Source organism: Pseudomonas sp. DWP3-1-2, from assembly GCF_049896285.1.
Lineage (GTDB): Bacteria > Pseudomonadota > Gammaproteobacteria > Pseudomonadales > Pseudomonadaceae > Aquipseudomonas.
The window spans coordinates 103720-120503 of sequence record NZ_JAFCTZ010000002.1 but is presented as its reverse complement, the minus strand read 5'-3'; the positions used below and the strand labels follow the sequence as shown (position 1 = coordinate 120503).

At 58.3% G+C, this 16784-nt stretch carries 18 protein-coding genes; 7 read left to right on the top strand and 11 right to left on the bottom strand.

Going from position 1 to position 16784, the window contains the following annotated elements; translation table 11 throughout:
- Nucleotides 1-62: 62 nt before the first annotated feature.
- The 4 genes from ACP7B0_RS06430 to ACP7B0_RS06415 all read left to right on the top strand — a co-directional run bounded on the left by ACP7B0_RS06430 (nucleotide 63) and on the right by ACP7B0_RS06415 (nucleotide 3577).
- On the top strand, nucleotides 63-1877 hold the full coding sequence (locus ACP7B0_RS06430) for a penicillin-binding protein activator (protein ID WP_426140220.1): 1815 nt from the start codon (nucleotides 63-65) through the stop codon (nucleotides 1875-1877).
- Nucleotides 1877-2248: a YraN family protein gene (locus ACP7B0_RS06425; protein ID WP_426140219.1), complete on the top strand. Its 372-nt coding sequence runs from the start codon at nucleotides 1877-1879 to the stop codon at nucleotides 2246-2248. Before ACP7B0_RS06430 ends, ACP7B0_RS06425 begins: the two co-directional genes overlap by 1 nt.
- A 160-nt stretch (nucleotides 2249-2408) precedes the next feature.
- Nucleotides 2409-3002 carry a phosphoheptose isomerase gene (locus tag ACP7B0_RS06420; RefSeq protein ID WP_426140218.1) on the top strand — a complete coding sequence of 198 codons (594 nt, stop codon included), beginning with the start codon at nucleotides 2409-2411 and terminating at the stop codon, nucleotides 3000-3002.
- Nucleotides 2999-3577, top strand: coding sequence for a BON domain-containing protein (locus ACP7B0_RS06415; RefSeq protein ID WP_426140217.1), 579 nt, complete (start codon nucleotides 2999-3001; stop codon nucleotides 3575-3577). Before ACP7B0_RS06420 ends, ACP7B0_RS06415 begins: the two co-directional genes overlap by 4 nt.
- Nucleotides 3578-3675: 98 nt before the next feature.
- Here ACP7B0_RS06415 and ACP7B0_RS06410 read toward each other — a convergent pair whose 3' ends face one another.
- From ACP7B0_RS06410 to rplM, 7 genes are all read right to left on the bottom strand, one after another.
- Nucleotides 3676-4086, bottom strand: a complete 411-nt coding sequence (locus ACP7B0_RS06410) for a ClpXP protease specificity-enhancing factor (protein ID WP_426140216.1) — start codon at nucleotides 4084-4086, stop codon at nucleotides 3676-3678.
- A gap of 17 nt (nucleotides 4087-4103) precedes the next feature.
- Nucleotides 4104-4721, bottom strand: coding sequence for a glutathione S-transferase N-terminal domain-containing protein (locus ACP7B0_RS06405; RefSeq protein ID WP_426140215.1), 618 nt, complete (start codon nucleotides 4719-4721; stop codon nucleotides 4104-4106).
- A gap of 231 nt (nucleotides 4722-4952) precedes the next feature.
- Entirely contained in the window at nucleotides 4953-5732 is a 780-nt protein-coding gene (locus tag ACP7B0_RS06400; RefSeq protein ID WP_426140214.1) for a cytochrome c1, read from the bottom strand.
- Entirely contained in the window at nucleotides 5732-6943 is a 1212-nt protein-coding gene (locus ACP7B0_RS06395) for a cytochrome b (protein ID WP_426140213.1), read from the bottom strand. The genes ACP7B0_RS06400 and ACP7B0_RS06395 overlap by 1 nt, the downstream gene beginning before the upstream one ends.
- The gene (gene petA, locus ACP7B0_RS06390) at nucleotides 6943-7536 is read right to left on the bottom strand and encodes a ubiquinol-cytochrome c reductase iron-sulfur subunit (protein ID WP_426140212.1); all 594 of its coding nucleotides are present in this window, start codon (nucleotides 7534-7536) and stop codon (nucleotides 6943-6945) included. The genes ACP7B0_RS06395 and petA overlap by 1 nt, the downstream gene beginning before the upstream one ends.
- A 268-nt stretch (nucleotides 7537-7804) precedes the next feature.
- Entirely contained in the window at nucleotides 7805-8197 is a 393-nt protein-coding gene (gene rpsI, locus ACP7B0_RS06385) for a 30S ribosomal protein S9 (RefSeq protein WP_002555064.1), read from the bottom strand.
- Nucleotides 8198-8211: 14 nt separating this feature from the next.
- Entirely contained in the window at nucleotides 8212-8640 is a 429-nt protein-coding gene (rplM, locus tag ACP7B0_RS06380; RefSeq protein WP_020292945.1) for a 50S ribosomal protein L13, read from the bottom strand.
- A gap of 246 nt (nucleotides 8641-8886) precedes the next feature.
- Here rplM and ACP7B0_RS06375 point away from each other — a divergent pair, with 246 nt between their 5' ends.
- The gene (locus ACP7B0_RS06375) at nucleotides 8887-9924 is read left to right on the top strand and encodes an NADP(H)-dependent aldo-keto reductase (protein ID WP_426140211.1); all 1038 of its coding nucleotides are present in this window, start codon (nucleotides 8887-8889) and stop codon (nucleotides 9922-9924) included.
- Nucleotides 9925-10053: 129 nt separating this feature from the next.
- On the opposite strand, the gene ACP7B0_RS06370 is transcribed toward ACP7B0_RS06375, so the two are convergent.
- Nucleotides 10054-11190, bottom strand: a complete 1137-nt coding sequence (locus tag ACP7B0_RS06370) for an acyl-CoA dehydrogenase family protein (RefSeq protein WP_426140210.1) — start codon at nucleotides 11188-11190, stop codon at nucleotides 10054-10056.
- Between the two features lie 239 nt (nucleotides 11191-11429).
- Between ACP7B0_RS06370 and ACP7B0_RS06365 the strand changes: the two genes are divergently transcribed.
- Nucleotides 11430-12326: a GlxA family transcriptional regulator gene (locus tag ACP7B0_RS06365; protein ID WP_426140844.1), complete on the top strand. Its 897-nt coding sequence runs from the start codon at nucleotides 11430-11432 to the stop codon at nucleotides 12324-12326.
- A gap of 585 nt (nucleotides 12327-12911) precedes the next feature.
- On the opposite strand, the gene zapE is transcribed toward ACP7B0_RS06365, so the two are convergent.
- From zapE to ACP7B0_RS06350, 3 genes are all read right to left on the bottom strand, one after another.
- The gene (gene zapE, locus ACP7B0_RS06360) at nucleotides 12912-14006 is read right to left on the bottom strand and encodes a cell division protein ZapE (RefSeq protein ID WP_426140209.1); all 1095 of its coding nucleotides are present in this window, start codon (nucleotides 14004-14006) and stop codon (nucleotides 12912-12914) included.
- Between the two features lie 61 nt (nucleotides 14007-14067).
- Nucleotides 14068-15417, bottom strand: coding sequence for a tryptophan--tRNA ligase (locus ACP7B0_RS06355; protein WP_426140208.1), 1350 nt, complete (start codon nucleotides 15415-15417; stop codon nucleotides 14068-14070).
- 24 nt (nucleotides 15418-15441) lie between these two features.
- A complete protein-coding gene (locus ACP7B0_RS06350) occupies nucleotides 15442-16071 on the bottom strand; it encodes an alpha/beta hydrolase (protein WP_426140207.1) in 630 nt (209 codons plus the stop codon).
- Between the two features lie 145 nt (nucleotides 16072-16216).
- Here ACP7B0_RS06350 and ACP7B0_RS06345 point away from each other — a divergent pair, with 145 nt between their 5' ends.
- Nucleotides 16217-16654 (top strand): YhcB family protein, encoded by a 438-nt coding sequence (locus ACP7B0_RS06345; RefSeq protein ID WP_426140205.1) that lies wholly within the window; start codon nucleotides 16217-16219, stop codon nucleotides 16652-16654.
- Nucleotides 16655-16784 lie beyond the last annotated feature (130 nt).

Below are 16784 nucleotides of genomic sequence, written 5' to 3'. Positions count from 1 at the left end.
CACCCTTGCCAGTGCTTGGGTACAATCCCCCGCTAATTTGCTCGAGTATCAGGAACATACACATGATCGCTTGCCTGCGGCTGTTCTCTGCCCTCTGCCTTGCTGCCCTGTTGGCGGCTTGCGCCAGTTCGCCTTCGTCCAGCCTTGGCGAACTTCCACGCACCCCCGACGCCAGCATCGAGCAATTGCTTGATCAAGCTGCACAGGCGAAATCGCCGGAACAGGCGGCCTTGCTCAGACTCAGCGCCGCGGATCTGGCCAGCCGCCAGAACGACCCCGGTCGTGCAGCACAGATTCTGGCGCAGGTGCCGCTGGATCTGCTCAAGCCAGGCCAACAGGTTTACGCCAGCACGCTGGCCGCTGAACTGGCAATGGGCCGCAACCAGCCCAAGGCTGCGCTGACCGCACTGAACCATCCAAGCCTGCAACGTCTTGGCGAGTTGTCCGTCGAGCAGCAGGTGCGCACCCATACTGTTCGGGCACGTGCACTGGAAGCTGACGGCCAGGTCATGGCAGCGATCAGCGAGCGCGTATTCGTAGGGCCTCTGTTGCAAGGTGCCGAACTGAGCGCCAACAACAACGCTATCTGGACACTGGTTGCCGCCCTGCCACCCGAACAGCTGCAAAGTACGGCCAACGATGACATGGGCGGCTGGCTGAGCCTGGCCCGCGCTGTGAAAGGCGCCGGTACGCTGGAACAGCAGCAAGCCGCCATCGACAACTGGAAAGCGCAGAACCCGAAACACCCTGCTGCCTTGCAATTGCCGACCGCACTCGCGCAGCTCAGAGCATTGACCAGCGAGCCGCTGACCAAGATCGCCCTGCTGCTGCCACAGGAAGGCCCGCTGGCGGCAGTGGCGAAGGCGCTGCGCGAGGGCTTCCTGGCCGCTCATTATCAAGCGCAACAGGCGGGAGAGAACCCACCTTCGATTCAAGTCTTCGACAGCTCGCGCCTGACCTCCATGGACGAGTTCTACCGTCAGGCCAAGGCTGACGGCGTGCAACTGGTCGTCGGCCCGCTGGAAAAACCACTGGTCAAGCAACTCAGTACCCGCGAGCAATTGCCAATCACCACACTGGCGCTGAACTACAGCGATGTGAGCAGCGAAGGCCCGCCGCAACTGTTCCAGTTCGGTCTGGCTGCAGAAGACGAAGCTCGTGAAGTGGCTCGTCGCGCCTGGGCTGATGGCAAACGCAGTGCGGTTGCCATGGTGCCCAAAGGGGAATGGGGCGACCGCGTTCTCGAAGCTTTCCGTCAGAGCTGGCAGGCCAAGGGCGGCACGCTGATCGCAGCCGAACACGTTGACCAGCCTGTCGCGCTCGCCCAGCAGATCGCCGACCTGTTCCAGCTGCGCAGCAGCGAAGGTCGCGCCAAGCGCCTGCAGAGCACGGTCGGTACTGACGTCGCAGCGCAACCGTCGCGTCGCCAGGACATCGACTTCATGTTCCTCGCCGCCACGCCTCAACAAGCCCAACAGATCAGACCGACCATGGTCTTCCAGTACGCGGGTGACGTGCCGGTCTACGCCACCTCGCATCTGTTCACCAACAGCAACGATCATGCGCAATACATGGACCTCAACGGGGTACGCTTCTGCGAGACGCCATGGCTGCTCAACGCCAACGATCCGCTGCGCCAGCAAGTGATCGCTCAATGGCCGCAGGCTGCCGGCACCCTGGGTCGGCTGTACGCGATGGGTGTCGACGCGTACCGCCTCGCGCCACGCCTGGGGCAACTCAAGACCCTGCCTGAAAGCCGTATCGACGGACTCTCAGGAAGCCTGAGCATGAACCCGGCACGCCGTATAGAACGTCAATTGCCATGGGCCGAGTTCGTAGATGGCGCGATTCAGCGTCTGCCGGACACTGCCCCCTGATGCAGGGCGACACCGCTGCAAACGCAGGGCGCGAGGCTGAGGCCAGCGCCCTGCTGTTTTTACAGCAGCAAGGCATGCAGTTGATTGCACAGAACTGGTTATGCAAGCGCGGCGAGCTCGATCTGGTCATGCTCGACGGGGATACAGTAGTATTCGTCGAAGTTCGTTACCGGCGCCATTCGGGCTGGGGCGGAGCACTGCACAGCGTGGACTTTCGCAAGCAGCAAAAACTCATTGCCGCGGCACAGCTTTTCTTGCAGGACGAAGCACGCTGGGCTGATGCACCCTGCCGTTTCGACGTGGTGGCCATTGAGGGACAACCGAGCTCCGGCCCCGCCTTTAACTGGCTGAAAAGCGCGTTCGACAGCTGAATGACAGCGCCCGGAATGACAACCTGCAACACACGCAGTACAACCTGACACCGATTTCGCTTTTCGCTTTGCGGGCTGCACAGATGTGCGCCGGGAGGCCTCCAGAATCTTCTGGTCAGCGCCCGAACAGCCGCCATACGTTCTAATTAAGGTCACCCAGATGGACATGCAATCCCGAATTCGCCAGCTTTTTCAGGCCAGCATCGATACCAAGCAACAGGCGATGGAAGTCCTTGCCCCCCATATCGAGCAAGCCAGTCAGGTCATGGTGAACGCCCTGCTCAACGAGGGCAAAATGCTTTCTTGCGGCAATGGCGGCTCGGCGGGCGATGCCCAACACTTCTCATCCGAGCTGCTCAATCGTTTCGAGCGCGAGCGCCCGAGCCTTCCGGCAATTGCGCTGACCACCGACAGCTCGACGATCACCTCCATTGCCAACGATTACAGCTACAACGAAATCTTCTCCAAGCAGATCCGCGCCCTGGGCCAACCCGGCGATGTACTGCTGGCGATTTCCACCAGCGGTAATTCGGCGAACATCATTCAAGCCATCCAGGCCGCACATGATCGCGAAATGATTGTCGTAGCATTGACGGGACGCGATGGCGGCGGCATGGCCTCACTGCTGTTGCCGGAAGACGTGGAAATCCGCGTACCGGCAAAAGTCACCGCACGAATCCAGGAAGTCCACCTGCTGGCGATCCACTGCTTATGTGACTTGATCGACAGCCAACTGTTCGGGAGTGAAGAATGACCCTTAATCGCCTCAGCCTGCTGGCTCTGACGCTGTGCCTTGGCCTTAGCGGCTGCAGCTCGGTAATCAATGCCAGCCGCGAAAAGCCTATCGAAGACGATCGCGGTACTCGCACCTTCGGCAGCAAGATCGATGACTCGCTGATCGAAACCAAAGTAGCGGTCAACGTCGCCAAGGCCAGCCCTGACCTGGACGAAAACTCGCACATTGTGGTTTCCAGCTACAACGGCATCGTACTGCTGGCTGGCCAGACGCCTCGCGCCGACCTCAAGCAAATGGCCGAACAGGCCGCCGCTGCCGTGCAGAAGGTCAAGAAGGTCAACAATGAAATTCAGGTCATGGCGCCCTCTTCCCTGCTGGCGCGCAACAACGATGCCTGGCTGACGACCAAGATCAAGACACAAATGCTGGCGGACAGCGCCATCCCTGGAACACGCATCAAGGTCATTACCGAGAACGGTATCGTCTACTTGCTCGGTCTGTTGACGCAGCAGGAAGCTACCCGGGCAACCAATCTGGTTCAGGGCGTATCCGGGGTGCAAAAGATCGTGAAGCTGTTCGAATACATCGACTGATACACAACGCCCCGGCTCATCGCTTTTCGATTCAAGGTTGTGTGGCGTTTAACAAGAATGAGCGAAATAAAAAGGCGATCCCGAGGGATCGCCTTTTTTTATTTCACCACTTTCAGACTTGGCCGGCCGCTGGGACGCGGTGGCTCGGAATCCGGAGGTGGGCTGTCATCGCCTGATTCATTCTCGTCGTCCTCGAAGGGAGGCTCCAGATCGAAAACCATACCTTGGCCGTTCTCCCGGGCGTAAATGCCCAGAATCGCCGCCACAGGGACGTACAGGGTGTGTGGCACGCCGCCGAAGCGACCTTCAAAACTGACGGCATCGTTATCCATGTGCAAGTGACGCACAGCAGACGGCGAAACATTCAGGACAATCTGCCCATCGTTGGCAAATCCCTGAGGAACCTGAACCGATGGGTATTCCGCATTGACCAGCATATGCGGTGTGCAATCGTTATCGACAATCCACTCGTAAAGAGCACGAATCAGATAAGGGCGACTGGAGTTCATCAACGGCTCCTTAAGCCTTAGCGCATGTCGCGTTCAGCACCAGACAGACTCGCCTGAAATGCCTCACGCGCAAACTGGCGCTCCATATAATCAAGCAACGGCTTGGCAGGCCGCGGCAACTCGATACCCAGGACAGGCAAACGCCAGAGTATGGGTAATAGACAGCAATCAACCAGACTTTGCTCGTCACTCAGGAAAAAAGCTTTCTCGGCGAACAACGGCGAAACCCCGGTGAGGCTCTCGCGCAGCTCTTTACGCGCCTGAACACGAGCCGCCTCTTTGCTGCGCGGATCCAGAATCAGATCCACGAGCGCACACCAGTCCCGCTGGATTCGGTGGATCAGCAGCCGACTGTTGGCACGTGCCACCGGGTAAACCGGCAACAGCGGCGGATGTGGGTAACGCTCATCCAGGTATTCCATTACCACCGTGGACTCGTACAACGCCAGGTCGCGATCAACCAGGGTTGGCACGCTGCCATACGGATTCACCTCGATCAACTTGGGCGGATGACGACCCGCAACAACATCAATGATCTCGGCGCTGACACCTTTCTCGGCGAGCACTATGCGCACGCGATGGGAATAGTGGTCGGCGGGGTCGGAGTAACAGGCCAACCGGTTGGTCACGCCCATGGCGGTCCTCCTCGCTTGTTGAATTTATTGAATACAGAAAAAACGAACGCGCCCTGAGGCGCCTCCGATAACGACCGCTTTTGGAACTGGTGGTCGTCGCGGGCGACAAGATAGCTCATTTACACAAAGTAAATTCTGCAATCTTTGCCGCCGCCACTCTACCCGTCCCGCGTTCACTACCTAAAAGAGACGCCCGAGGGCGCGTATCGTCTACAGCGGGTGGTGCAATGATCAGTGAATATCTTTCCAGTACTCGCGCTTGAGCAGGTAGGCGAACACGAAGAAGAACGCCAGATAGAGCAGCACGTAGGTACCGATGCGCTGATGCTCCAGCTTGACCGGGTTGGCCGAATAGGCGAGGAAGGTCACGAGATTCTTGATCTTCTCGTCGAACTGCTCTTCATTCAGGCTGCCGGTCTTCGGCACGATGGTCAGTTGATCACACGCTTCGTGAGTCAGCGGAGCACCAGTGAGCGGATCATATTGCTTCTTGCCATCCTCCACGACCTGAACCTGCTTGCAACCCACGACCTGACGCCCCTGCAGCCCTACCAGCACGTTGGGCATGCCAACGTTCGGGAAGACCTTGTTGTTCACGCCCCATGGACGAGCAGGGTCTTCATAGAAGGAACGCAGGTAGCCGTACAGCCAGTCAGTGCCACGCACACGGGCAACCAGAGTCAGATCGGGCGGAGCCGCACCGAACCAGGCTTTAGCATCCGCAGACTGCATGCCGATGTTCATGTGATCGCCAATCTTGGCGCCGGTGAACACCAGCTTGTCCAGCATCAGGTCAGAGGGAATACCCAGGTCATTCGCCACGCGCTCGTAGCGCTGAAACTTGGCGCTGTGGCAGCCCATGCAGTAGTTGGCGAACGTCCGCGCACCGTCCTGCATCGCCGCCTTGTCAGACACGTCGATCTCGACTTTTTCCAGCTCGGTGCCGTGTACGGCAGCAAAAGAGAACACTGGCAGAGCCGCAAGAATCAATACAGCAAATAGCTTTTTCATCAGCCAGTCACCCTTTCTGGAACCGGTTTGGTCTTCTCGAGCCGGGTATAGAACGGCATCAGAATGAAGTAGGCGAAGTACAGGAAGGTACACACCTGCGACAGCAACGTACGACCTGGAGTCGGAGCCAACACGCCCAGCACACCCAGAATCACGAAGGACACACAGAACACCAACAACCAGATTTTGCTCAGCCAGCCCTTGTAGCGCATTGACTTGACCGGACTGCGGTCCAGCCATGGCAGCACAAACAAAACCGCGATAGCCGCACCCATGGCGATAACGCCCATGAGCTTGTCGGGAATGGCCCGCAGGATTGCGTAGAACGGGGTGAAGTACCAGACCGGAGCGATGTGCTCTGGCGTCTTGAAGGCGTTCGCCACTTCGAAGTTCGGCTTCTCGAGGAAATACCCGCCCATTTCAGGGAAGAAGAACACGATGGAGCAGAACACGAAGAGGAACACCACCACGCCGACGATGTCTTTGACGGTGTAGTAAGGGTGGAAAGGGATGCCATCCAGCGGCACGCCGTTTTCATCCTTGTGCTTCTTGATATCGACACCGTCCGGGTTGTTCGAGCCAACCTCGTGCAGCGCCAGAATATGCAACACCACAAGCCCGAGAATAACGATCGGCAAGGCGACCACATGCAAGGCGAAGAAGCGGTTCAGCGTAATACCGGAAATCAGGTAGTCACCACGAATCCACTGGGTCAGGTCATTACCGATCACCGGAATGGCGCCAAACAGCGAGATGATCACCTGGGCACCCCAGTAGGACATCTGCCCCCAAGGCAACAGGTACCCCATGAAGGCTTCCGCCATGAGCGCCAGGTAGATCAGCATGCCGAAGATCCAGACCAGCTCCCGAGGCTTCTGATAGGAACCGTAGAGCAAGCCCCGGAACATGTGCAGATACACCACGACGAAGAACGCCGATGCGCCGGTCGAGTGCAGCAGACGCAGAATCGCGCCGTACTCCACGTCGCGCATGATGTACTCGACGGACGCAAACGCCTCTTCAGCCGACGGTGTGTAGCTCATGGTCAGCCATACGCCGGTTACGATCTGATTGACCAGAACCAGCAGCGCCAGGGAACCGAAGAAGTAGAAGAAGTTGAAGTTTTTTGGAGCGTAATACTTGCTGAGATGGTCTTCCCACATTTTTGTCGCGGGAAAGCGCGCATCAACCCAATCCATGAATTTGCTCATCACGCTTTCTCCTGATCAACGCCAATGACAATAATATTGTCCGACTCATAGGAATGCGGCGGCACTGGCAGATTCAACGGTGCGGGTTGCGATTTGTAGACGCGGCCTGCCATGTCGTAGTGGGAGCCATGGCAAGGGCAGAAATAACCGCCGACCCAATCCTTGCCCAGGTCAGCAGGCGCTACTTCGGGACGGAAAGTCGGAGAGCAGCCAAGGTGCGTGCAAATACCGATCAGAAGCAGGATTTCCGGCTTGATTGATCGCACAACAGGATCGACGTAAGTGGGTTGATCCGAACTTTTGGATTCGGGGTCAGCTAACTGGCCTGTAATTTTGCCAAGATTTCCCAAAATCTCCTGGGTGCGACGGACGATGAAAACAGGTTGACCGCGCCACTCAGCAATCATCTGCTGTCCGGCTTCGATCTTGCTGATATTCACCTTGACCGGTGCACCCGCGGCTTTCGCCTTGGCACTGGGAAACCATGACCCCACGAACGGGACCGCAGCCCCCACCGCTCCTGCTGCGCCAACCACAGATGTGGCCGCCACGAGGAAGCGACGCCGGCCTGCATTCACGCCGTCATTGCTCATTCCGTCCTCTCCCATCAGCTTTGTGGCCTGTTAAATCAGGCGTCTACTTAATAAAAATTTAGCTGTTATAAATTTTGCCGAATGGTAATGAAAAGCCCTTCATTACACAAGGGAATTACTTTTGGACGAAAGCCGCAGCCCTTGTAATTCGCGGCTTCCACAGATGAGTCACGTTGTCACACCCAATGGCCACCTACATAATAGCCGCCCATAAAAAAACGCCCAGTTCCGCGAGGAAACTGAGCGTTCTTTTTGAACGAAGTGCGAATTAACGCTTCGAGTATTGCGGACGCTTACGCGCTTTACGCAGACCGACTTTCTTACGTTCAACTTCGCGAGCATCGCGAGTCACGAAGCCTGCTTTGCGCAGAGCGCCACGCAGGGTTTCGTCATACTGCATCAGAGCGCGGGTGATACCGTGGCGGATTGCGCCAGCTTGACCACTCACACCGCCGCCGATGACGGTGACGTAGATGTCGAACTTCTCGACAGTCTCAGTCAGTTCCAGCGGCTGACGAACTACCATGCGGGCAGTTTCGCGGCCGAAGAAATTGTCCAGCGAACGGTTGTTGATGGAGATATTGCCAGTACCCGGACGCAGGAAAACGCGTGCGGTTGCGGTCTTGCGACGGCCAGTGCCGTAATTTTGAGTCGCCGACATAATCAACTATTCCGTTAAAACTTCAGTTCTTGGGGCTGCTGAGCAGTATGAGGGTGTGCAGTGCCCGCATAGACTTTCAGCTTACGATACATGTCGCGACCCAGCGGGTTCTTAGGCAGCATGCCCTTGACCGCGGTCTCGATCACGCGCTCAGGAGCTTTGGCGATCAGCTTTTCAAAGTTGATCGACTTGATCCCGCCCGGAAAACCGGAGTGTGAGTAGTAGATCTTGTCGGTGGTTTTGGCACCGGTCACGCGGATTTGCTCAGCGTTGATAACAACGATGTAATCACCGGTGTCAACGTGCGGAGTGTATTCCGGCTTGTGCTTGCCACGCAGACGGCTGGCGATTTCAGTGGCCAGACGACCGAGGGTCTGACCAGCAGCGTCGACGACGAACCAGTCGCGCTTAACTGTTTCTGGTTTAGCAGTATAAGTTTTCATTTATTAGCCTCAGGGGCCGCCCTGATAATTTGAGACGGCGGATCTTACTGAATAGTGCGTACTTTGACAAGGTCAAAGGCAGCCGAAAACAGACGTTATCGAGGGCTCGGGTCGACACGTTCGCTTTACGGCAAGATTTCTCAGGCAAATGGGGCATCACTTCCACTGCAAAGAGCCGCGGAATTATGCAGATTGCGAAAAAAATTTCAACCTGCTTTTATGTTTCCCCTACCAAAGGAGACGCAAATGGATTATCGCCAACTCGGCAGAACCGATCTCAATGTCAGCGCGATCTGCCTTGGCACAATGACCTGGGGTGAGCAAAACAGCGAAGCGCAGGCGTTTGCCCAGATCGAACGCGCCAAAGCGGCGGGTATCAATTTTCTCGATACCGCCGAAATGTATCCCGTCCCGCCAAAGGCTGAAACCTACGCCGCTACCGAAACAATCATCGGTAACTGGTTCAAGAAACAGGGTGATCGGGCCGATTGGGTCCTGGCCAGCAAGATCGCCGGCCCCGGTAACGCTATCGAGCACATTCGCGGCGGCAGCCTGAAACACAACCGCGAGCACATCGTTGCAGCCCTGGACGCCAGCCTCGCTCGCTTGCAGACCGATTACCTTGACCTGTACCAGTTGCACTGGCCGGAACGCAGCACCAATTTCTTCGGCAAGCTGGGTTACACCCACTCCGATGAAACGTTCACCCCGCTGGAAGAAACCCTCGAAGCCCTGGACGAACAGGTCAAGGCCGGCAAGATTCGTCACATCGGCCTGTCCAACGAAACGCCGTGGGGCACGATGAAGTTCCTGCAACTGGCCGAAAGCCGCGGCTGGCCTCGGGCAGTCTCCATCCAGAACCCGTACAACCTGCTCAATCGCAGCTTCGAAGTCGGCCTGGCTGAAGTCGCCATTCGCGAACAATGCGGCCTGCTGGCTTATTCGCCCCTGGCGTTCGGCATGCTGTCAGGCAAATATGAAGGCGGCGCACGCCCTGCCAACGGTCGCCTGAGCCTCTACAGCCGCTTCACCCGCTATTTCAACCCGCAATCCGAGGCAGCGTGCAGTCGTTATGTTGCACTGGCCCGCGAGCACGGCCTGGAGCCGACGCAGATGGCGCTGGCCTTCGTCACCCGCCAGCCGTTCGTGACCAGCAACATCATCGGCGCCACGACGCTTGAGCAACTGGACAGCAACATCGCCAGTTTCGAGCTTCAGTTGTCCGAAGAAGTGCTGGCCGGGATCGAAGCGATCCACAAGGATCACCCGAATCCTGCGCCGTAAGTCAGTTTGAATGGCTGGCGAGGCTTGCCCGCGAAAGGATCTACCCAGGCGACGAATCATGGCCTGGCCTGACGCCTTCGCGGGCAAGCTGGGTCGCCACCCCGGTCGCTCCAACGGCGCTGTCTAGCCCTACAAACTCCGGGCAATGATTTCCTTCATGATTTCATTCGTCCCCGCATAAATGCGCTGCACCCGCGCATCCGCCCAGGCTCTGGCAATGGGGTATTCCCACATGAAGCCATAGCCGCCATGCAGCTGCACGCACTCGTCGAGCACTTTGCATTGCAGGTCGGTGGTCCAGTATTTGGCCATCGCCGCCGTAGGCACATCCAGCTTGCCCTCCAGGTGCAGTTCAAGACATCGGTCGACAAATACCCGACCGATCTGCACCTCGGTGGCGATCTCCGCCAACTTGAAGCGTGTGTTTTGAAAATCGGCAATTGCCTTGCCGAAAGCCTTGCGTTCCCGCGTGTAATCCAGCGTCCATTGCAGCGCCGCCTCGGCCGACGCCAGCGCCCCCACCGCCACGGTCAGACGCTCCTGAGGCAACTCCTGCATCAGGTAAGCAAAGCCCATGCCCGCCTGACCGAGCAAGTTCTCTTTGGGCACGCGAACGTCCTGAAAGAACAGCTCAGAGGTGTCCTGCGCTTTCATGCCGACTTTCTCAAGACGTTTACCCTTGGCAAACCCGGGGGTGTCGGCGTCCACCAGAAACAGACTCGTGCCTTTGGCGCCCGCCTTGGGATCAGTCTTGGCGACGACGATGACCAGATCCGCCAGATAGCCGTTGGTGATAAAGGTTTTCGAACCGTTGATCACGTATTCATCGCCATCCAGCACAGCCGTGGTTTTCACGCCCTGCAAGTCAGACCCTGCGCCGGGCTCGGTCATGGCAATGGCCGTGACCATTTCACCGGACACCAGTTTGGGCAGGTATTTCAGCTTCAGCGCTTCGCTGCCGTAATGCAGGATGTACGGTGCCACGATGTCCGAATGGAGGGAGAATCCAATGCCGGTCAACCCCAGGCGTCCGATTTCCTCGATCACCACGACGCTGTACAGAAAATCCGCCGCCATGCCGCCGTACTCTTCCGGCAGATGCGAGCACAGCATCCCCTGCTCACCCGCCTTGTTCCAGAGCAGGCGATCGATATGGCCCTGCTTTTCCCATTGCGCGTGATAAGGCACCGCCTCCTGTTCAAGAAACTTGCGCACGCTGTCGCGAAAAAGTTCGTGCTCTGAGCTGAACAGGGTTCTGGGGATCATGTGGCACCTGAGGCTGGAAAACCGGAATGGGTTTACAGAGCCTATGCCGATGAACTGGGCGAGGACACTGGACACATCCGACAAAAAATAAGACGATCCAGCCGCTACGTGACCACTTTCCCATATAAGAACAATAGAATATGCCGACCCATTCTTCCGCACCGTTACGGCGCGTGAGCATCCTGGCCATCGACGGGGTGTTCGCCTCGACCCTGATGCAGGCCAAGGACTTTTTTCACCTGGCCAGCCTGCGTTACAGCAAACAGCTGGGCCAAGGCAGGACGCCCGCGTTCGAAACCCGACTGGTCAGCCCGGACGGCAAGTCCGTGCACAGCTTCAGCGGGGTCATCCTGCCGGTGGACGGCGATCTTGGCCAAGCCGATGTCATCGTGATCCCGGCCTTCTCGGACGATTTTGACGCGCTGCGCCAGCGCTACCCGCAAGTCCTCCCCTGGCTGCGCGAGCAACATGCCAACGGCGCAGTGTTGTGCGGCGAAGCCAGCGGCGTGTTCTGGCTGGCCGAGTCAGGTTTGCTGGACGGCAAGGAAGCGACCACTTACTGGCGCTTCTTCGATCAATTCAGTCAGCGCTTTCCCAATGTGTTGCTCAATCAGGAGAAACACCTGACAGATGCCGACAACCTGTACTGCGCAGGCGGCACCACCTCGGCGTGCGATCTCTACATCTATCTGATCGAGCGGTTTTGCGGCGCCAACGTCGCCCAGGCCGTGGCGCGGGACATCCTCTATGAAGTCCAGCGCAACTATTCGCCGGGACGCATGGGGTTTGGCGGTCAAAAGCTGCATCAGGATGTGATGATCCTGCAGATTCAGCACTGGCTGGAGGAGCATTTCGCCGACAAGTTCCGCTTCGAGGACGTCGCCCGGGAGCACGGCATGAGCATCCGCAATTTCATGCGCCGCTTCCAGAGCGCCACCGGCGACAAGCCTTTGCATTATCTGCAGCGCCTGCGCATCGAAACCGCCAAGGGCCTGCTTTCAGGCACGCGCAAGAGCATCAAGACCATCAGTTATGAGGTGGGTTACGACGATGCGAGTTTCTTTGCGCGGCTGTTTCGCCAGCACACGGAATTGTCGCCAAACCAGTATCGGCAGCAGTTTCAGCAAGCCGCGTAAGCAGCGGCGGATTCTCCAGCACGCCTGTAGGCGCTCACGAGCAACGCGAGGCAGCGATCGCGGTGTGTCTGATTCACCGCCATCGCGGCCGTCGTGACCTCCGAGCGCTCCTACAGGAAATCGCGTCGGGTCAGCGCGCGTGTAGGAGCTCACGAGCAACGCGAGGCAGCGATCGCGGTGTGTCTGATTCACCGCCATCGCGGCCGTCGTGACCTCCGAGCGCTCCTACAGGAAATCGCGTCGGATCAGCACGCCTGTAGGAGCTCACGAGCAACGCGAGGCAGCGATCGCGGTCTGCCTGATACACCGCCATCGCGGCCGTCGTGACCTCCGAACGCTCCTACAGGAAATCGCGTCGGATCAGCACGCCTGTAGGCGCTCACGAGCAACGCGAGGCAGCGATCGCGGTCTGCCTGATACACCGCCATCGCGGCCGTCGTAGCCTCCGAGCGCTCCTACAGGAATCGCGTCGAATCAGCACGCGTGTAGGAGCTCACGAGCAACGCGAGGCAGCGATCGGTGTGTCTGATTCACCGCCATGGCGGCCGTCGTGACCTCCGAGTGCACCTACCGTCCTGCGATCCGTCAGGGCTTGTGGGCCCGCGCCAGGAATTCGTGGGACTGCATTTCCAGCAGGCGACTGAGCGTGCGCTGGAACTCGAAGTTCAGGCGTCCGCCGGTGTACAGGTCCTTGAGTTCCACTTCGGCTGAGAGGATCAGCTTGACGTTGCGGTCGTAGAACTCGTCAACCATGTTGATAAAGCGACGGGCGATATCGTCAGTAGTGACCGTCATCTGCTCGACGCCACTGATCAGCACGGCATGGAAAATCTTGCCCAGCTCAATGTAATCGTTCTGGCTGCGCGGCCCGTCACAGAGCTCGCGAAAATCGAACCAGGCCACGTCATCACAGGTGCGTATCGCCCGGATTTCGCGGTTTTCGATCATCAGCACATCGTTTTCAATGGCTTTGGTGCATTCCGGCGTCAAGGCGCGGAAGCTTTTGCGCAGGCTTTCCTCAGCGGCCTCATCCAGAGGAAAGTGGTACAGCTCCGCCTGTTCAAGATGGCGCAAACGATAATCCACGCCGCTGTCGACGTTGACGATCTCTGTGTTCTGCTTGATCAGGGCAATCGCCGGCAGGAAGCGCGCGCGTTGCAGACCGTCCTTGTACAGACCGTCCGGCACGATGTTCGACGTGGCGACCAGGGTCACGCCATTTTTGAACAGCTCTTCCATCAGCGTGCCGAGAATCATGGCATCGGTGATATCCGACACAAAAAACTCGTCGAAGCAGATGACTCGCGCCTCGTCCGAAAAACGCTTGGCGATGATCGTCAGCGGGTTTCTTTCGCCCTTGAGGGTGCGCATTTCTTCGTGCACGCGCTTCATGAAGCGGTGAAAGTGGGTGCGAACCTTGTCTTCGAACGGCAAAGCCTCGAAGAACGTGTCGACCAGGTACGTCTTGCCCCGCCCTACGCCGCCCCAGAAGTACAGACCTTTGACCGGAACCTGCTCTTTCTTGCCGAACAGCTTGCCGAACATGCCTGGCTTGCTGGCGTGTGCGGCGATCAGGTCGTCGTACAAACGCTGCAAGTGACGCACAGCAGTTTCCTGCGCGGCGTCATGGAAAAAGTCGGGGCGCTTCAGATCTGCTTGATATCGTTCTAGGGGGGTCATATTCGTTAGCAAGGCAACAAAAACGGGCCGTCACTGTAGCGACGGCCCGACAGATTGGCAATCAGTCCTGTTGCGGGGCCAGGGCTGTTTTCAGGCTTTCGATAGCGGCGTCACGAGCCGTCGCATCGGCAAATGACGGGCTGTCGGCCACACATTGGCCATCAAGCCACAGCGTAAAGCCGTTGTCTTCAGGACGGATGTCCAGCGCCCCACCCTGCTGCAGCTGTTTGCTGGCGGCGCCTGCAGCCTTGCCATCGGCAAAATGGCGCGACAGCAACAGCTGTTCGCCATCGGCCGCCAGAAGACGGAAGCGGAAACTGCCATCGTCTTCACGGAAGCTGACGAAACGCGCGCCCTTGACGGCTTTTTTCTTACCGGCGGTGGCCACTTGTACGTCACTGCGGAATGAACGCAGGCCGACCGCTTCGCGCAGCTCACCCAAAAACGGCGTGGCGACGCGGCGGGCTTTTGCAGCACCGGCGAGCAGAATGTCTTCCAGATCGGCTGGACGTTCGATCAGGCGGTGGTAATTCTCGCGGGCTTCACCCAACTGATTGTCCAGCAACTGGAACAAGCGATTCTTGGCCTCACCCCAACCCAGCCCCTGCAACAGCTCGGAACGAAACTCAGCGCTCTGTTCAGGTGTGGCGAAGGCCTGATGGAGAGTGAACAGGTGCGAGTTGTCCGGGTCCTTGGCTTCACCCGGCGCGCGGGAGTCCGTCACGATGCGCGAGATCGCGTCTTTCATCTCTTTGGCGCCGCTGAACAACGGGATGGTGTTGTCATAGCTTTTCGACATTTTGCGCCCGTCCAGCCCCGGCAGCGTCGCCACGCTTTCCTCGATCAGGGCTTCAGGCATCACGAAGAATTCCTTGCCCTGGCCGAACAGGTGGTTGAAGCGCTGGCCAATGTCCCGCGCCATTTCAACGTGCTGGATCTGGTCGCGACCGACCGGCACTTTATGGGCGTTGAACATCAGAATGTCCGCCGCCATCAGCACCGGATAGCTGTACAGGCCCATGGTGATACCGGCGTCCGGGTCTTCGCCGTTTTCAACGTTCTTGTCCACCGACGCCTTGTAAGCGTGCGCACGATTGAGCAGGCCCTTGGCGGCCACGCAGGTCAGCAGCCAGGTCAGTTCCGGGATTTCCGGGATATCCGATTGGCGATAGAACGTCACGCGGTCCACATCGAGGCCGGCAGCCAGCCACGTCGCGGCGATTTCCAGACGCGAGCGCTGGATGCGCAGCGGGTCATCGCATTTGATCAGGGCGTGGTAGTCAGCCAGAAAATAGTACGAATCGGCGCCGCTTTCGCGACTGGCAACAATGGCCGGGCGAATGGCCCCAGCATAGTTGCCCAGATGAGGAGTGCCGGTGGTGGTGATACCGGTCAGAATACGAGTGGTCATGGCGGGTCGCTTATCGGGCTGTCATCAATTCGAAAGGCGCGGCATGACCAGATCCTTGAGATCGGTCAGCTTGCCGTGAAAAAAGTGTCCGCATTCTGCCACTTTCAGCAGCTCATGTGGACGCGACAGCGCTGCCGACCAGTCATACACCGCCTGCGGGTCGATGATTTCGTCGGTTTCCGGCTGGATCAGCGTCAACGGGCAATTTTGCGGGAGTTGATCCTGAGCGCTCAGACGCATGACCGCAGGCGCAATCATGAACAGATGTTTGAGCGGAACGCCCTGCGCTTCGAGCACGCCACCCAGCGTTGCAGCGACGTAACCGCCAAATGAAAACCCGAACAAGGTAATGGGCAGGTCCGGCTGTTGCTCGCGCAACCAGCGGGCCACAGCGACAGCATCGTCGACTTCGCCGGCCCCGGCCTCGGAACTGCCGGCACTGGCGCCCACGCCGCGATAATTAAAGCGCAGGGTCGTCAAACCGGCATCGCGGGCAGTGCGTTGCAGGGTCGACACCACTTTATTGAGCATCGTGCCGCCCTGTAGCGGGTTAGGATGGCAAATCAGCGCCAGGCCTTTGGCATCCGCCAGATCCAGGTAAAGCGCTTCGAGCTGACCCACAGGGCCATCAATCAAAACAGGGGTTTCGCGCATGAGCAAAAATGAACTCCGTGACCTCGAATCGGGTCGACTCGTCTAGCTGATTGTCTGCCTAATGCGTATCCGTGAGCGTGTCGCGGTATACAGAGCAGGTTCGAGCCGTTAACGTAAAGCAAAGCCGTTTATAGAGGAAGGACTCGTGGAACACTCGCTCTTAGTTTGGTTGTTGCCGACCCTTGCGCTGGTCGCCGGTGTGGTCATCGGTTTCCTGGTCGCACGTCTGCTGCCCAACGCCGCCCCCAACGGTACCCAGCGCCAGCTGGATGACGTTCAGGAGCGTTTCGACAATTATCAGAACGAGGTGGTCACTCACTTCAACAGCACGGCTAATCTGGTGCAGAAGCTGTCCCAGAGTTATCAGGAAGTTCAGGAACACCTCGCTGAGGGCGCCAATCGTCTGGCCCTCGACGAACAGACCCGTCAGCGCCTGCTCGCCGCCTTGCATCCGGAGGCCAATCAGATCCAGCGTGATCGCCTGACGCCACCGCGCACCGCCGCAGAACCGCCGAAGGATTACGCACCGAAGATGCCGAACGCTCCCGGCATGCTCGATGAGCATTACGGTTTGAAAAAGTAAGTCGCGACACGCAGCACAAAAACCCGCCATTGGAATGAATGGCGGGTTTTTTGTGTGCGTCTATTGGCTCATTGAACACCCGATAGTCACCTGAACTGAGTGCGCGCCAACGAACGGCAATCTCATAGCC

Bases quoted from the DNA above. Each gene is read 5' to 3' on its own strand.
- ACP7B0_RS06430 (WP_426140220.1), top strand. From the start codon at position 63: ATGATCGCTTGCCTGCGGCTGTTCTCTGCCCTCTGCCTTGCTGCCCTG.
- ACP7B0_RS06425 (WP_426140219.1), top strand. From the start codon at position 1,877: ATGCAGGGCGACACCGCTGCAAACGCAGGGCGCGAGGCTGAGGCCAGC.
- ACP7B0_RS06420 (WP_426140218.1), top strand. From the start codon at position 2,409: ATGGACATGCAATCCCGAATTCGCCAGCTTTTTCAGGCCAGCATCGAT.
- ACP7B0_RS06415 (WP_426140217.1), top strand. From the start codon at position 2,999: ATGACCCTTAATCGCCTCAGCCTGCTGGCTCTGACGCTGTGCCTTGGC.
- ACP7B0_RS06410 (WP_426140216.1), bottom strand. From the start codon at position 4,086: ATGAACTCCAGTCGCCCTTATCTGATTCGTGCTCTTTACGAGTGGATT.
- ACP7B0_RS06405 (WP_426140215.1), bottom strand. From the start codon at position 4,721: ATGGGCGTGACCAACCGGTTGGCCTGTTACTCCGACCCCGCCGACCAC.
- ACP7B0_RS06400 (WP_426140214.1), bottom strand. From the start codon at position 5,732: ATGAAAAAGCTATTTGCTGTATTGATTCTTGCGGCTCTGCCAGTGTTC.
- ACP7B0_RS06395 (WP_426140213.1), bottom strand. From the start codon at position 6,943: ATGAGCAAATTCATGGATTGGGTTGATGCGCGCTTTCCCGCGACAAAA.
- petA (WP_426140212.1), bottom strand. From the start codon at position 7,536: ATGAGCAATGACGGCGTGAATGCAGGCCGGCGTCGCTTCCTCGTGGCG.
- rpsI (WP_002555064.1), bottom strand. From the start codon at position 8,197: ATGTCGGCGACTCAAAATTACGGCACTGGCCGTCGCAAGACCGCAACC.
- rplM (WP_020292945.1), bottom strand. From the start codon at position 8,640: ATGAAAACTTATACTGCTAAACCAGAAACAGTTAAGCGCGACTGGTTC.
- ACP7B0_RS06375 (WP_426140211.1), top strand. From the start codon at position 8,887: ATGGATTATCGCCAACTCGGCAGAACCGATCTCAATGTCAGCGCGATC.
- ACP7B0_RS06370 (WP_426140210.1), bottom strand. From the start codon at position 11,190: ATGATCCCCAGAACCCTGTTCAGCTCAGAGCACGAACTTTTTCGCGAC.
- zapE (WP_426140209.1), bottom strand. From the start codon at position 14,006: ATGACCCCCCTAGAACGATATCAAGCAGATCTGAAGCGCCCCGACTTT.
- ACP7B0_RS06355 (WP_426140208.1), bottom strand. From the start codon at position 15,417: ATGACCACTCGTATTCTGACCGGTATCACCACCACCGGCACTCCTCAT.
- ACP7B0_RS06350 (WP_426140207.1), bottom strand. From the start codon at position 16,071: ATGCGCGAAACCCCTGTTTTGATTGATGGCCCTGTGGGTCAGCTCGAA.